This is a genomic window from Modestobacter sp. SYSU DS0290 (genome assembly GCF_054050955.1).
Genome location: NZ_JBJHAI010000007.1, coordinates 65,106 through 78,293, shown reverse-complemented (window position 1 = coordinate 78,293; position 13,188 = coordinate 65,106). Strand labels below are relative to the sequence as shown.

Annotated in this window: 16 protein-coding genes; 6 read left to right on the top strand and 10 right to left on the bottom strand. The window is 74.5% G+C overall.

Annotated elements, in window-relative coordinates; all coding sequences use genetic code 11:
• Positions 1-198: 198 nt before the first annotated feature.
• Complete coding sequence (locus ACI795_RS08570; RefSeq protein ID WP_457075058.1) at positions 199-1,914, top strand: phosphoenolpyruvate--protein phosphotransferase; 1,716 nt, start codon at positions 199-201, stop codon at positions 1,912-1,914.
• A gap of 234 nt (positions 1,915-2,148) precedes the next feature.
• Positions 2,149-2,301 carry a hypothetical protein gene (locus ACI795_RS08565; protein WP_457075057.1) on the top strand — a complete coding sequence of 51 codons (153 nt, stop codon included), beginning with the start codon at positions 2,149-2,151 and terminating at the stop codon, positions 2,299-2,301.
• Between the two features lie 136 nt (positions 2,302-2,437).
• Here ACI795_RS08565 and ACI795_RS08560 read toward each other — a convergent pair whose 3' ends face one another.
• Positions 2,438-3,274 carry a tyrosine-protein phosphatase gene (locus ACI795_RS08560; protein WP_457075056.1) on the bottom strand — a complete coding sequence of 279 codons (837 nt, stop codon included), beginning with the start codon at positions 3,272-3,274 and terminating at the stop codon, positions 2,438-2,440.
• Between the two features lie 17 nt (positions 3,275-3,291).
• Positions 3,292-4,182 carry a 3-methyladenine DNA glycosylase gene (locus tag ACI795_RS08555; RefSeq protein ID WP_457075055.1) on the bottom strand — a complete coding sequence of 297 codons (891 nt, stop codon included), beginning with the start codon at positions 4,180-4,182 and terminating at the stop codon, positions 3,292-3,294.
• A 178-nt stretch (positions 4,183-4,360) separates the two neighbouring features.
• Between ACI795_RS08555 and ACI795_RS08550 the strand changes: the two genes are divergently transcribed.
• Genes ACI795_RS08550 through ACI795_RS08535 form a run of 4 tightly spaced genes read left to right on the top strand, consistent with a single transcriptional unit; the run spans position 4,361 to position 8,047 of the window.
• Entirely contained in the window at positions 4,361-5,311 is a 951-nt protein-coding gene (locus ACI795_RS08550; protein ID WP_457075054.1) for an ABC transporter ATP-binding protein, read from the top strand.
• A gap of 26 nt (positions 5,312-5,337) precedes the next feature.
• The gene (locus ACI795_RS08545; RefSeq protein ID WP_457075053.1) at positions 5,338-6,156 is read left to right on the top strand and encodes an ABC transporter permease; all 819 of its coding nucleotides are present in this window, start codon (positions 5,338-5,340) and stop codon (positions 6,154-6,156) included.
• Positions 6,153-7,445, top strand: a complete 1,293-nt coding sequence (locus tag ACI795_RS08540) for a sensor histidine kinase (RefSeq protein WP_457075051.1) — start codon at positions 6,153-6,155, stop codon at positions 7,443-7,445. Before ACI795_RS08545 ends, ACI795_RS08540 begins: the two co-directional genes overlap by 4 nt.
• Complete coding sequence (locus tag ACI795_RS08535; RefSeq protein ID WP_457075049.1) at positions 7,442-8,047, top strand: response regulator; 606 nt, start codon at positions 7,442-7,444, stop codon at positions 8,045-8,047. Before ACI795_RS08540 ends, ACI795_RS08535 begins: the two co-directional genes overlap by 4 nt.
• 62 nt (positions 8,048-8,109) lie before the next feature.
• On the opposite strand, the gene ACI795_RS08530 is transcribed toward ACI795_RS08535, so the two are convergent.
• The 8 genes from ACI795_RS08530 to ACI795_RS08495 all read right to left on the bottom strand — a co-directional run bounded on the left by ACI795_RS08530 (position 8,110) and on the right by ACI795_RS08495 (position 13,187).
• Positions 8,110-8,295: a hypothetical protein gene (locus ACI795_RS08530; RefSeq protein WP_457075048.1), complete on the bottom strand. Its 186-nt coding sequence runs from the start codon at positions 8,293-8,295 to the stop codon at positions 8,110-8,112.
• 19 nt (positions 8,296-8,314) lie between these two features.
• The gene (locus ACI795_RS08525; protein WP_457075047.1) at positions 8,315-8,524 is read right to left on the bottom strand and encodes a hypothetical protein; all 210 of its coding nucleotides are present in this window, start codon (positions 8,522-8,524) and stop codon (positions 8,315-8,317) included.
• Between the two features lie 122 nt (positions 8,525-8,646).
• Positions 8,647-10,491 (bottom strand): acyl-CoA dehydrogenase, encoded by a 1,845-nt coding sequence (locus ACI795_RS08520; RefSeq protein ID WP_457075046.1) that lies wholly within the window; start codon positions 10,489-10,491, stop codon positions 8,647-8,649.
• A gap of 116 nt (positions 10,492-10,607) precedes the next feature.
• Positions 10,608-10,772, bottom strand: a complete 165-nt coding sequence (locus tag ACI795_RS08515; RefSeq protein WP_457075044.1) for a hypothetical protein — start codon at positions 10,770-10,772, stop codon at positions 10,608-10,610.
• Positions 10,769-11,209 (bottom strand): hypothetical protein, encoded by a 441-nt coding sequence (locus tag ACI795_RS08510; protein ID WP_457075043.1) that lies wholly within the window; start codon positions 11,207-11,209, stop codon positions 10,769-10,771. The genes ACI795_RS08515 and ACI795_RS08510 overlap by 4 nt, the downstream gene beginning before the upstream one ends.
• A 65-nt stretch (positions 11,210-11,274) precedes the next feature.
• Positions 11,275-11,910 (bottom strand): TetR/AcrR family transcriptional regulator, encoded by a 636-nt coding sequence (locus ACI795_RS08505; protein ID WP_457075042.1) that lies wholly within the window; start codon positions 11,908-11,910, stop codon positions 11,275-11,277.
• A 160-nt stretch (positions 11,911-12,070) separates the two neighbouring features.
• Positions 12,071-12,199 (bottom strand): hypothetical protein, encoded by a 129-nt coding sequence (locus ACI795_RS08500; protein WP_457075041.1) that lies wholly within the window; start codon positions 12,197-12,199, stop codon positions 12,071-12,073.
• A 106-nt stretch (positions 12,200-12,305) separates the two neighbouring features.
• Positions 12,306-13,187, bottom strand: a complete 882-nt coding sequence (locus ACI795_RS08495) for a metal ABC transporter permease (protein WP_457075040.1) — start codon at positions 13,185-13,187, stop codon at positions 12,306-12,308.
• Between the last annotated feature and the right edge of the window lies 1 nt (position 13,188).

Sequence of the window (13,188 nt, the reverse complement as noted above, 5' to 3'; positions counted from 1 at the left end):
CTCTGGGTCCTGCGGGTCCGGGTCCGACAGCCTCGGATGTCCGATTGCGTGGGAACCGTGCTTTGTTCGTGTTGTTCTACGTGGGATTAGTTGACAAGTCAAGGCTTTGTGGTGACCCTGGTCACCGGACGCACCAGTGTTGCTGCGCGCCGGACCCCCACCCCGCGCCCACAGGCCCGAGCAGACAGGTAGGCCCCGATGTCCTCCTCCCCCACCGGAACCGGGATCCACCCGGCCGACCTGACGGCGCCGGCCGTGCTGACGGGCACCCCCGTGGTGCCCGGGGTCGCCGTCGGGCCCGTGGTGCGCCCGGTCGGGGAGGTGCAGCTGCCGGAGACGGCGGGGCCCTGGGTGGCCGAGGACCGGCGCGCGGCCGAGAAGGACCGGTTCAGCGCGGCAGCCGAGGCGGTGGCCGAGCGGCTGGCCGCGCGCGCCGCCGCGGCGACCGGCGTGAGCGCCGAGGTGCTCAACACGACCGCGCAGCTGGCCCGGGACCGCGGCCTGCTCTCTGCCGTCGAGCAGCGCATCGGCGACGGCGCCACCGCGCCGGTGGCCACCGTCGGTGCGGCCGAGCAGTTCATCGAGCTGTTCACCGGCCTCGGCGGGATCATGGCCGAGCGGGTCACCGACATCCGCGACGTCCGCAACCGCATCGTGGCCGAGCTGACCGGCCAGGGGGAGCCGGGGGTGCCCGCGCCGGAGACGCCGTCGGTGCTGCTCGCCGACGACCTCGCCCCGGCCGACACCGCCGGGCTGGACACCAGCAGGATCATCGCGCTGGCCACCCGCCTGGGCGGCGCGACCAGCCACACCGCGATCATCGCCCGGCAGCTCGGGCTGCCCTGCGTCGTGGCCGTGGGCGGGCTCGGCGACGTGCCCGAGGGGGCCACCGTCCTGGTCGACGGCGACCAGGGGACGGTGACCGTCGCGCCGGACCCGGCTGAGGCCGAGGCCCGGGTGCACGAGGCCCAGCAGGTCGCGGCCGCGCTGGCCGGCTACCGCGGCCCGGGCGCCACCCGGGACGGGCACCGGGTGCAGGTGCTCGCCAACGTGCAGGACGGCGCCGGCGCCCGTACCGCTCTCGGGGCCCACGCCGAGGGCGTCGGGCTGCTCCGCACCGAGCTGGCCTTCTTCGGCCGCACCGAGGAGCCCAGCGTCGAGGAGCAGGCCGACATCTACGCCGGCGTGCTCGAGGCCTTCCCCGGCGGCAAGGTGGTCATCCGAACGCTCGACGCCGGCTCGGACAAGCCGCTGCCCTTCGCCACCCCGCCGGACGAGGCGAACCCGGCGCTCGGTGTCCGCGGCGTGCGCACCGCCCGGCGCGACCCGGGCATGCTCACCCGGCAGCTCGACGCGATCGCCCAGGCGGCCCAGCGCACCGGCACCAGCCCGTGGGTGATGGCACCCATGGTGGCCACCGTCGCCGAGGCCGCGGACTTCGCCGCCCAGGTGCGGGAGCGGGGCATGTCGCCCGGCGTGATGGTCGAGGTCCCCTCGGTCGCCGTGCTGGCCGACCGGTTCCTCGAGCACCTGGACTTCCTGTCCATCGGCACCAACGACCTGTCCCAGTACACGCTGGCCGCCGACCGGCTCTCCGCCGACCTGGCCGACCTGACCGACCCGTGGCAGCCCGCGCTGCTGGCCCTGGTGCAGGCCACGGCCGCCGCCGGGCAGCGCGCCGGCAAGCCGGTCGGGGTGTGCGGCGAGGCCGCCGCCGACGCCGTGCTGGCGTGCGTCCTGGTCGGGATGGGGATCTCCTCGCTGTCCTGCGCCTCCTCGTCCATCGCGGGGGTGGGCGGCCGGCTGGCGACGGTCGACCTGGCCACCTGTCAGCGGGCGGCCGAGGTGGCGCTCGCCGCCGCCGACCCGCAGTCGGCGCGGGCCGCGGTGCGCGAGGTCCTCGCCTCCGCATAGCGCCCAACGTCGCTCACGGGCCCCGTCGGTCACTGACCGGCGGGGCCTCTGTGCGTTCAGTGACCGGTCGCGAGATGGCCGGAGAGTGACGGATCTACGGCCCTCCCCCCTACGGATGAGTGAATCGTCGGCGACTTCGGCGACACGGCCTTGTTTCCGATGGAATACACGGCAGTCCGCCTGCTTTAATACGGGCGTAACACCCACGGAACACCACTGAGAGAAGGCAGCACCATGAGCAGCGTGACCTCCAGCTGGCGGCAGCGTCGGCAGGCGGCGCGTACGCGACGCGCCCTCGACGCCGCCGTCGCCCGCACCAGCAGCCCGGCGATGCGCGATGAGCTGCTGACCCTGGCCAACAGCAGCCAGTTCAGCAACCTCCGCTGACGAAGGACCCCCTCACCCCCCACCACTCGCGAGCTCGCGGCGGGGCCCTGTGAGGGGGCCGGACGCAGGAACGCAGCAGACCCCGGACTCCGTCGTCGGAGCCGGGGTCGTCTGCTGTCCGGGCCGGTCGCCGTCCCTAGTCGCGGAGGCGGGCGCGGAGAGCGGCTTGTTCCTCGGCGCCGAAGCCGTGCTGCTCCAGCCAGCCGATCGGGCCGCCCCACCGCTGGTCGACCAGCTCCAGCACCCGGCGCATCGTCTCGGCCCGCGGGGTGTGGCTGGCGACGTCGCGGGTGCTCATGTCCACCTGGTAGGTCGGGCTCTGCCGCAGCTTGGCGACCAGCGCCTCGATGATCTCCGCGGTCTGCGCGTAGTCGGCGATGATCGCCTCCCGGGTGACCCCGGCGACCGCCAGCGCCAGCGCTGACACCACCCCGGTGCGGTCCTTGCCGGCCGCGCAGTGCACCACCGCCGCGCCCCGGCCGGCGGTCAGCGCCCGCAGCGCGGCCAGCACGTTGTCGGCGCTGTCGGTCAGGTAGCCCAGGTAGGAGCGGACGGCGGGCGGCTCACCCTCGTCGCCGGGCGCTGCCTGGCGGGGCAGCACCGACTCCGCCCAGTCGGCCGGCAGCTGGGCGCGGATCTCCGCGTCGTCCTCCTCGGCGGCGAAGACGTCGGTGCGCACACCGCGCTCGGGCAGCAGCGTGAAGTGCCGGTGGGTGACCGCGTCGACGTCGCGCAGCGGGCCGCGGCCCTCCATCAGGATCTCCGCGGTGGTCCGCAGGTCGATCACCTCGGTCAGCCCCACCTCCTCCACCAGGGTGCGGACGTCGGCCTCGCTGAGGGTCTGCAGGTTGTCGCTGCGCAGCACCCGGCCGAACGCCGTCGTCCCGCCGTCGACGGTGGGCAGGCCACCGAGGTCACGGGTGTTCGTCGTCCCGTCCAGGTGCAGCCAGCGGTCGGTGCGAGTGGAGGTCACCCGCCGACCGTACGACGTCACGCCGCGTCCAGCAGCTCCCGGCAGACGGCCAGCAGTCGCTCGCGCAGCACCGCGCCGCGGGCGGCGAAGCCGCGCTGGGCGGCGACGTACTCGGCCTTGCCCTCCGGCGTCTCGATCGTCACCGGGGGGTACCCGTGCGCGGTCAGGTCGTAGGGCGAGGCACGCATGTCCAGCTCCCGCACGTCGGCGGCGAGCGCGAAGCAGTCGGCCAGCAGCTCCCCCGGGACGGCGGGGCTGAGCTTGTACGCCCACTTGTAGAGGTCCATCGTCGCGTGCAGGCAGCCGGGCTGGTCCATCGCGGGCTGGGTCTCGCGGGTGGGCCGCAGGGTGTTCCGCGGCGCCCCGGCGCGGGTGAAGAAGCGGTAGGCGTCGATGTGGCTGCACTGCACCCGGTGCGAGTCGACCACCGCGTCGGTGCCCGCCTGGCCCAGCCGCAGGGGCAGCGGGTGGCGCACCTCGCCGTCCTCGGGGCGGTAGAGCATCGCCCACTCGTGCAGCCCGAAGCAGCCGAACTGGCCGGGGCGGGAGGCGGTGCCGCCGAGCAGCCCCTCGATCCACCCCACCGCGGTGCGCCGCTTGGCCAGGAACGCCGGCAGGTCCAGCCCGACGCCGTCGGCGGTCGCCGCGTAGAACGGCCAGGCCAGCCGTTCGCGCGCGGCCTCCCCGCTGAGCACCGTGCCCACGCCGGGGTGCCAGCGGCGCAGCCGGCCGGGTGGCTCGGAGTAGTAGGTGAAGAGGAAGTCCAGCACCGGGTGCGCGACCCCGGCCCGCCGGCGCTCGGCGTGCGGCGCCAGCCAGGTGTCCAGCCGTGCCCGGTGCGCCGCCTCCCGGGCGCGCCACTCCTGCTCGGGCAGCACCGTCGGCGCGGTGTCGAGCAGCGGGGGCACCGGCCCAGGGTAGGTCGGCCCACCGGCCACCCCTGACACGTGTCATGGGTGGCCGGTGAGCCGGCGGCCGCAGCCGGTGACGGCACGCACCTGTGCGCGGCCGTTCCCGGCGGCACCGTCAGGGGTGCGTCCGAGAGCCCGGCCCGACGGTGGCCGGCGGCGCACCGAGGAGGTCGACGTGCACGCCACCACAACCCGGTCCCCGTCCACCGCACCGACGGCGGCCCCGGCCATCGAGGTCACCGACCTGCGCCGCAGCTACGGCGACTTCGAGGCGGTGCGCGGCATCTCCTTCGAGGTGCAGCCCGGCGAGGTGTTCGCCCTGCTCGGCGTCAACGGCGCGGGCAAGACCTCCGCGCTGGAGGTGCTCGAGGGCCTGGCCCCGCCCGGCGGCGGTGCGGTGCGGGTGCTGGGCGCCGACCCGATGCGCGAGCGGGCCCGGGTCCGGCCGCACCTGGGCGTGCTGCTCCAGTCCAGCGGCCTGCCCGGCGACCTGACCGTGGCCGAGACGCTGCGCACCTGGGCGGGCACGCTCAGCGCTCCGCGGCCGGTGTCCGAAGCGCTCGCCCAGGTGCAGCTGAGCGACCGTGCCGACGTCCGGGTGCGCAGCCTCTCCGGCGGGGAGCGACGGCGGCTGGACCTGGCGCTCGCGCTGCTGGGCCGACCACGGGTCGTCGTCCTCGACGAGCCGACCACCGGGCTGGACCCGGAGAGCCGGCGCCAGGTGTGGGGGCTGGTCCGCGGTCTGGTCGCCGACGGCGCCGCGGTCGTGCTCACCACCCATCACCTGGAGGAGGCCGAGGAGCTCGCCGACCGGATCGCGATCCTGCGCGCCGGCCGGATCGTGCTCTCCGGCACCCAGGAGGAGATCGCCGAGACCCAGCCGGCCACCATCCGGTTCACCCTCGACGACGACGCCCCCGAGCCGCCCCGGCCGGCCGCCGCCCACGTCATCACGGAGCGGCCGCGGGTCGAGTGGCACACCCGCGCGCTGCAGCCGGTGCTGGTCGAGCTGCTGGCCTGGGCCGCCGGGCACGGCGTCGTGCTGCGCGCGCTGGAGGCCCGGGCCGCCTCGCTGGAGCAGGCCTTCCTGGCCGTGGCCGCCGAGGCCCGCACCCCGTCCGCGTGACCCACCCAGCCGAGAGGACCCCCGCCATGACCACCACCCACGCCCCTGCACCGCCGACCGCGACGGCCCCGAGCCGGCTGCGTCGGGTCGCCGCCCTGGCCCGCGGTGAGCTGCGGCTGTTCCTGCGCAACCGGACCGCCGTCGCCAACTCGGGCCTGCTGCCGCTGCTCCTGGTGGCCGCTGTCCCGGCGCTCGGCATCGACGGCGACCTCCCACTGGGACCCCAGCTGCTGGTCACCGCCGTCGGCGTGACCCTGGTCTTCGTCACCTACTACAACCTGGTGATCACCTACGTCGCGCGGCGCGAGGAGATGGTGCTGCAGCGCATGCGCACCGGGGAGCTGACCGGGCTGGAGGTGCTCGTCGGCACCGCCGTCCCCACCCTGCTGGTCACGGTCGGCCAGGTCGCGCTGGTCGCCGTCGGCGTGGTGGTGCTGGGCGAGTGGAGCGCGCCGGTCGAGTTCCTCCTCCCCGTGATCGCGCTGCTCGGCGGTGCGCTGCTGATGACCGTGCTGGCGGCGGCGAGCACCAGCTTCACCCGCACGGCCGAGAGCGCCCAGGTCACCACCCTGCCGCTGGTCGTCGTCACCTCCGCGCTGTCCGGCCTGATCACCCCGCTCAGCGTCTTCCCCGAGCCGGTCGCCCTGGTGGCCCGGCTGATGCCGGTCACCCCGGTGATCGAGCTGCTGCAGCTGGGGCTGGCCGGCGTCACCTGGGACGGCGACCGCGTGGACGCCGCGGGCGCCTGGGCGGCCGCGCCGCTGCCGCTGGCCGTGCTGGCCGGCTGGCTCCTGATCGGAACGGTGGCCGCCACCCGGGGGTTCCGGTGGGCACCTCGCCGGTGAGCACCTCGCCGTTGAGCACCTCGCCGTTGAGCACCGTGCCGTTGAGCGGTGCGCGGATCGGCCGGTACGGCAGCATGACCGCCGTGCCGACCGTCTCGCGCTGGTGGGGCAGCCGGACGGCGCCCCAGCGGATCGACCTCTACACCCGGTGGTCGTTCCACGCGTGGCTCGGCGGCGGGCTGCCGCTGTTCGCCTTCGCGGTCCTGGGCTCGGTGACCGAGGTGGCTTCCCGGGCCGCGGTCGTCGCCTACCTCGCCGGCACGGCGCTCACGACCGGCCTCGCCGTCGTGCTCGCCGCACGCGGGCTGCGCGCACACCAGCACGGCAGCGCGGTCTCGCCGCTCCTCGTCCTGGCCACCTTCGGCGCTGCCCTGGCGGCCGGCGCCGCCGGGCTCTGGGTGTCCGCAGGCGACGGGGAGTACACCCAAGGGGCGCCGTGGTCGCTGGCGATGCCCCTCGGCATGGTGCTCACCGCCTGCTCGACGATCTGGGTCACCCGCCGGCTCGCGGCCCCGGCCGCGGTGATCGGGGTGCTGGGCGGTGTCGCAGCGCTCGTCGAGGGGGCGCCGATCGGCCCGTCGGCCGCGCTGGCCGCCGTGCTCGGCCTGACGGTCTACGCCATCGTCCTGGCCTTCCGCTTCTCCGTGTGGGTGCTCGACGTGGTGCTCGAGATGGAGCGCACCCGCGGCGTGCAGCTACAGCTGGCGGTCGCGGAGGAGCGGCTGCGGTTCGCCCGCGACCTGCACGACGTCATGGGCCGCAACCTCTCGGCGATCGCGGTGAAGAGCCAGCTGGCCGGGGAGCTGGTCCGCCGCTCCCGGCCGGAGGCCGCCGCGGAGGTGGCCGACATCAGCCGGATCGCCGAGGAGTCGCTCAAGGAGGTCCGGGAGGTGGTGCGCGGCTATCGCAGCACCGACCTCACCGGCGAGCTCGCCGGGGCCCGGTCGGTGCTGCGCGCGGCCGGCGTCGGCTGCGCCGTGCAGGGTGAGGACGGCGCCGGGAGCCTGCCCGAGCCGGTGCAGGTCGCGCTGGGCTGGGTGGTGCGGGAGGCGGTCACCAACGTGCTGCGGCACAGCGACGCCGCTGAGTGCACGATCACGCTGGAGCGAGGGGACGGGGAGGTGCGGCTGACCGTGACCAACGACGGCGTCTCCGGCGAGCCGGGCACGGGCAACGGCCTGACGGGCCTGCGCGAGCGGCTGGCCGGCGCCGGCGGCGCGCTGCAGGCCGGGCGGGACGGCGACCGCTTCACCCTCACCGCCACCCTGCCCACCGGGGGTGCCGCGTGATCCGGGTGCTGCTGGCCGACGACGAGAACCTGGTCCGCTCCGCGTTCGCGGCGCTGCTGGGGCTGGAGGACGACGTCGAGGTGGTCGCGCAGGCCTCCTCCGGCGCGGAGGCGGTGGCCATGGCGCGGGCGCACTCGCCGGACGTCGCAGTGCTGGACCTGCAGATGCCCGACCGGGACGGCATCAGCGTGGCCGGTGAGCTGCGCACCGTGGTGCCCGGCTGCGGGCTGGTGATCGTGACCGGGCACGGGCGGCCGGGGCACCTCAAGCGGGCCCTGGAGGCCGGCGTCCGGGGGTTCCTGCCCAAGACGGTGAGCGCCCCGGTGCTGCTGGAGGTGGTGCGCACCGTCCACCGGGGCGGCCGCTACGTCGACCCGGAGCTCGCCGCGGAGGCGATCAGCGCCGGGGACAGCCCGCTGACCCCGCGGGAGGCCGACGTGCTCGAACTCGCCGCCGGGGGCGCACCCGTCGAGGAGATCGCCGTTCGGGCCCACCTGTCGCCGGGCACGGTGCGCAACTACCTGTCGGCGGCCGCCGCCAAGCTGGGGGCGGCGAACCGGCACGCGGCCGTGGAGGCCGCGCGCCGGCACGGCTGGATCTGAGAAAGGCCCCCCGCCTCGCAGGCTCGGCGCGGGCCCCTGCGAGGGGTCGGCGGCAGGGGGCCCTAGCCGGCGGAGTTGCCCGGGCGGGTCAGCTCGTCGTTCCGCTGGGCCGCGTCGTCGGTGAGCAGCACGGTGTCCTTCTCCCCGCCGTCCCCGCGGTCGTGACCGGGGGTGCCGTCGACGAGGTCGCCGTCGGGGTCGGAGGTGGCGGGGGAGTCGTGGTAACCGCTGTTGCTGGGCTCGGTCATGGGGTCTCCTCGGGTCGGGTCAGGACGGGTCGGCGCGCTGGGCCAGCGACGGCTCGGTCGGCGTCCGCGCGGGCTGCTCGTCGTCGGAGGCGGAGTCCCGGGCGATCGCCTCGTCCGCCGTCAGTGGCACGTCGGCGAAGGAGTCGGTGCCGGTGCTGCTGTTGTCGCCGGTGCCCGATGCGGTCGGCACGTCCTGCTGGATGCGGTCGCTGCCCTGCGGCTGGCTCATCGCTGTCCTCCTCGGTGCGTCGTCCCTGCGGCCATGCCCAGCGCTCCCCCCGCCCATGCGGTTGCGCGGGAAAGCGCCGATCCCGGACTCGGGCCCGGTGCTCTCGTGCGCGACCGCGCCGCTCAGAACGCGGCCTCGTCGACCTCCATCAGCGCGTTGTCGGTCTGCTCGACGACGTACCGCTCGCTGCTCAGCCTGGGCAGCACCTGGGTGCAGAAGAACCGGGTGGCGGCGAGCTTGCCCTCGTAGAAGTGCCGGTCCCGCTCGCCCACGTCGCCGGCCAGCGCGGCCAGCGCCACCTCCGACTGCCGGACCAGCAGCCACCCGGTGACCAGGTCGCCGACCGCCAGCAGCAGCCGGCTGGTGTTCTGGCCGACCTCGTACAGCTTCGTGCGGTCCTCGTCCGCCGCGGTGAGCTGGCCGAACATCGCCGTCAGCATGCCCTGCACGTCGCCCAGGGCGGTGCCGAGCAGCGCCCGCTCCACCTTGAGCCGGCCGTTGCCGGCCTCGGCGGTGACGGTGCCCTGGATCTGCTCGGCCAGCCAGGTCAGCGCCACCCCGCCGTCCCGGACGATCTTCCGGAAGAACAAGTCCTGGCCCTGGATCGCCGTCGTCCCCTCGTACAGGGTGTCGATCTTGGCGTCCCGGATGTACTGCTCGACCGGGTAGTCCTGCAGGTAGCCCGAGCCGCCCAGGGTCTGCAGCGACTCGCTGGTGAGCAGCTGGGTGGCCCGCTCGGAGCCGTAGCCCTTCACCACCGGCAGCAGCAGGTCGTTCACCTTCGCCGCCAGCACGGCCTCCGGGCTGTCCGTGGTGCCGGCGGCCTGGGCCTCCATGACCTGGTCGCGGAAGGTGGCGGTGTACAGGTACAGCGCGCGCATGCCCTCGGCGTGGGCCTTCTGCAGCATCAGTGAGCGCCGGACGTCGGGGTGGTGGGTGATGGGCACCCGCGGGGCGTCCTTGGAGGTGGCGGTGAGGTCGGCCCCCTGCACCCGCTCCTTGGCGTACGCGAGGGCCACCTGGTATCCCGCCGACAGGGTGGCGATCGCCTTGGTGCCGACGAACATCCGGGCGTACTCGATGACCCGGAACATCTGGGCGATCCCGTCGTGCACCCCGCCGACCAGCCAGCCCTGGGCCGGGACCGGGCCCTCCCCGAAGGTCAGCTCGCAGGTGGTGGAGACCTTCAGCCCCATCTTCTTCTCGAGGTTGGTGACGTACACGCCGTTGCGCTCACCCAGCTCACCGGTGGCCAGGTCGACGTGGAACTTGGGGACGACGAACAGCGACAGCCCCTTGGTGCCCGGACCGGCGCCCTCCGGGCGGGCCAGCACCAGGTGGACGATGTTGTCGCTGAGGTCGTGCTCGGCCGAGGAGATGAACCGCTTCACGCCGGTGATGTGCCAGGACCCGTCGGGCTGCTCGACCGCCCGGGCCCGCCCGGCGCCGACGTCGGAGCCCGCGTCGGGCTCGGTGAGTACCATCGTGGCGCCCCAGAGGTGCTCGATCATCAGCTCGGCGAGACGCTGCTGGTCCGGGGTGCCGAGGGAGTGCAGGATCGCCGCGAACGTCGCGCCCGAGCCGTACATGAACACCGCCGGGTTGGCGCCGAGGATCATCTCGAACGCGGCCCAGCGCAGGCTGAACGGTGCGCCGAACCCGCCGAGCTCCTCCGGCAGGTCCAGCCGCCACCACTCGCCGGCCTCCAGCGCGCGGACCGACTCCGTGAACGACTCGGGCAGCGTCACCGAGTGCGTGGCCGGGTCGAAGACCGGCGGGTTGCGGTCGGCGTCGGCGAAGGAGGCCGCGAGCGGCCCCTCGGCGAGCCGGCGGACCTCCGCCAGCACCCCTCGGGCGGTCTCGGCGTCCATCTGCTCGAACGGCCCGGTGCCGAAGCGGTCCTTGGTGCTCTGGAACTCGAAGAGGTTGAACTCGAGGTCGCGGAGGTTGGCCGTGTAGTGGCTCATCGGTGACGCGCTCCTGGGGGCAGGGCCGGCGGCACGGGCGGTCTACCCGCGGGTAACAAACGCTATGGCCGACCGGTGACCAGCACAAGGACCTCGCCCCGGGGCGAGGGCTCGGGTCAGTCGTCCCCTGCGGCGTCGTCCCGGTGGGCGTCGGGTTCGGTCTCCGGTGGCGGGCTCACCGGCCCGGCCATGCCGTCGGCGTCGTCGTCGCCCGGGGACGGCGAGACGGCGCTGCCGAGGGGGCCGACGTCGCGGGTGGGCTCGTCCGGGGTGCTGCTCACGACGACTCCGCCGGGTCGGCGTCGAGGACCGGGCCGGCCTCGTGCCGCGGGTGCCCGTGGGTGCGCTCGCGCTGCTTCATCCGCGCCTCGAAGACGTGCCGGTCGCCGTCGGTGAACCGGTCGCGGGCCTGCCGGTCGAAGTCGCGGAAGGACGACCAGTAGTTGGCGTCGTAGTCCTCGACGATCTGGAAGGTCCACCGGTCGGCGATGACGTTGCGGCCCACCAGGTCGCGGTCCAGGGCGTCGGCGAACTCGCCGTGGCCGGCCTGGCGGAAGAGGTCGACGGCGTCCTGCAGCAGCAGGTCGGCGCGGCCGGTGAGCTGGTGGAAGCCGTAGAGCATGCCGCGGGCGTGCTCCACGGCCTCGAGGGCCTCGGAGAGCTTGCCCACCGCGGTGACGGTGTCGTCGTCGAGGTCGGGGCGCGTGCGGTCGGTCATGCACCGATCCTGCGGGTCCCCGCGCCACCCCGCCCGCTGGCCCCGCGGCAGGGTGGGGGACCTCGTCAGGCGCTGGCGTCGCCGACGGCGGTGTCGATCAGCTTCTCGGCGAGCCGGCGGCCGTGCGAGGCCGGGCCGTCGGGGCCCAGCAGTCCGCCGGAGAGGTACATGCCGTCGATGATCAGGTGCACCTGGGCGGCCAGGTCCTCGCCACCGCCGGGCACCACCTCCGCGGCCAGCCGCTCCAGGCGCATGTGCAGCTCGAACTTGTAGTCGGCGGCGGCGCTGCGGGCCGGGTGCTGCGGGTCGTCGTACTCGCTGCTGACGTTGGTGAACGGGCAGCCGCGGAAGCCGGTGCGGGTGACGTCCTTCTCCACCGCGTCGACCACCGACAGCAGCGCTGCCCGGGGGTCGTGCTCGAGCCGGATGAGCTCGGCGTCGATGTAGGACAGCACCGTGGCCGCCTTGCGCGCCAGGTAGGCCCCGACCAGGTCGTCCTTGCTCTTGAAGAGCCGGTAGACCGTCATCTTGCCCAGCCCGGTCTCGCGGACCAGCTCGTCCATGCCCACGCTGCGCGAGCTGCGCGCCGAGAACAGGCGCTCGGCGGTGTCCAGGACGATCTCCTCGCGCTCCGCGCGGGAACGACGGACCGGTGTCGGACCGTCGTCGGCCGTGTGCAGGGGGAGGGCTGCGGCAGTCACGTCAGCGATCGTGCAGCACCTCGTGACGGAGCAGTTCGCGGCACGCCGACGTGTTCAGGCGCTCACGCAGTGCCATCGTGGCACAGGGCACCAGCCGGGACGTCAGGGGTCCCGTGAGGCTCCTGGGACGACGGCGTCGCCGTTCGCGGCGGCGGGTCGGTCAGGCGCGGCGGACCCGGCGTGGGTTGGCCAGCATGCGGGCCAGCGGCTGCTGCTCGGCGCGCGCGTCGTCGGCTCCGGAGGGAGCGTTCTGGTCCATCCGCTGCTGGTCGGTGTCGTTGGTCGGCATGACCACGAGCTTCCCCCGCAGCCGCCCGCGGAAAACAGCCCGCGGGGGAGGAGAACCCGTTCAGGCGCTGAGATGTCGATCACCCGCCCGGTGCGGGCGGGCCCGGTCAGCCGGCGCGGTCGACGACCAGCGGGGGCTGGTCGACCAGGGGCTCGGTGGCCCGGCGGGGCGTCCGGTCCCGGGTGAGGAGCAGGGTGACCGCCCAGGTGAGGACGGCGAGGCTGGTGACGAAGAAGCTCGGCGGCAGGTTGACCATCGCCGAGAGCACCAGGCCCAGCCAGACGCTGCCCAGCGCGATCGCCACGGCGAGGGTGGCGACCATCCCGGGGCGCGCGGTGATCCGCAGCGCTGCGGCGGCCGGGGTGACCACGAGCGCGAACAGCAGCAGGGTGCCCACCACCTGCACGGCCATGGTGATGGTGAGGGCGAGCAGGACGACGAAGGCCACGCCCAGCGCGCGCACCGGCACCCCGCGCGCCTCGGCCACCGCCGGGTCGACCGAGGAGAACACCAGCGGGCGGGCGATGGCCGCGAGCGTGCCCACGACGACGAGCGTGAAGCCGCCGAAGACCCACAGCTGGTCGTCGGAGATCGCCAGCAGGTTGCCGAACAGGACGGCGGTGGTGCGGCTGGCGTTGGCGGTGGCGAGCGAGGCGAACAGCACGCCGAGGCCGGTGGCGAAGGCCAGGATCGTGCCGGTCGCGACCTCCCGCTCGGCCACGCGCTTGCCGAACAGGCCGATCAGCAGCCCGCCGCCGACGCAGAACACCGCCAGGCCCAGGGTCACCGGCGCGCCGACGAGGATCGCGCCGGTCGCGCCGGGGAAGCCGATGTGGGCCAGCGCGTGCGCGGCGAAGGCGTTCTGCCGGGTGACGACGAACCAGCCCATCAGCCCCGCGGTGAGGGCGACCATCGACCCGCCGATCAGCGCGTGCTGCATGAACGAGGTCTGCAGCACCTGCAGCCAGTTCTCCTGGAAGGTGACCACG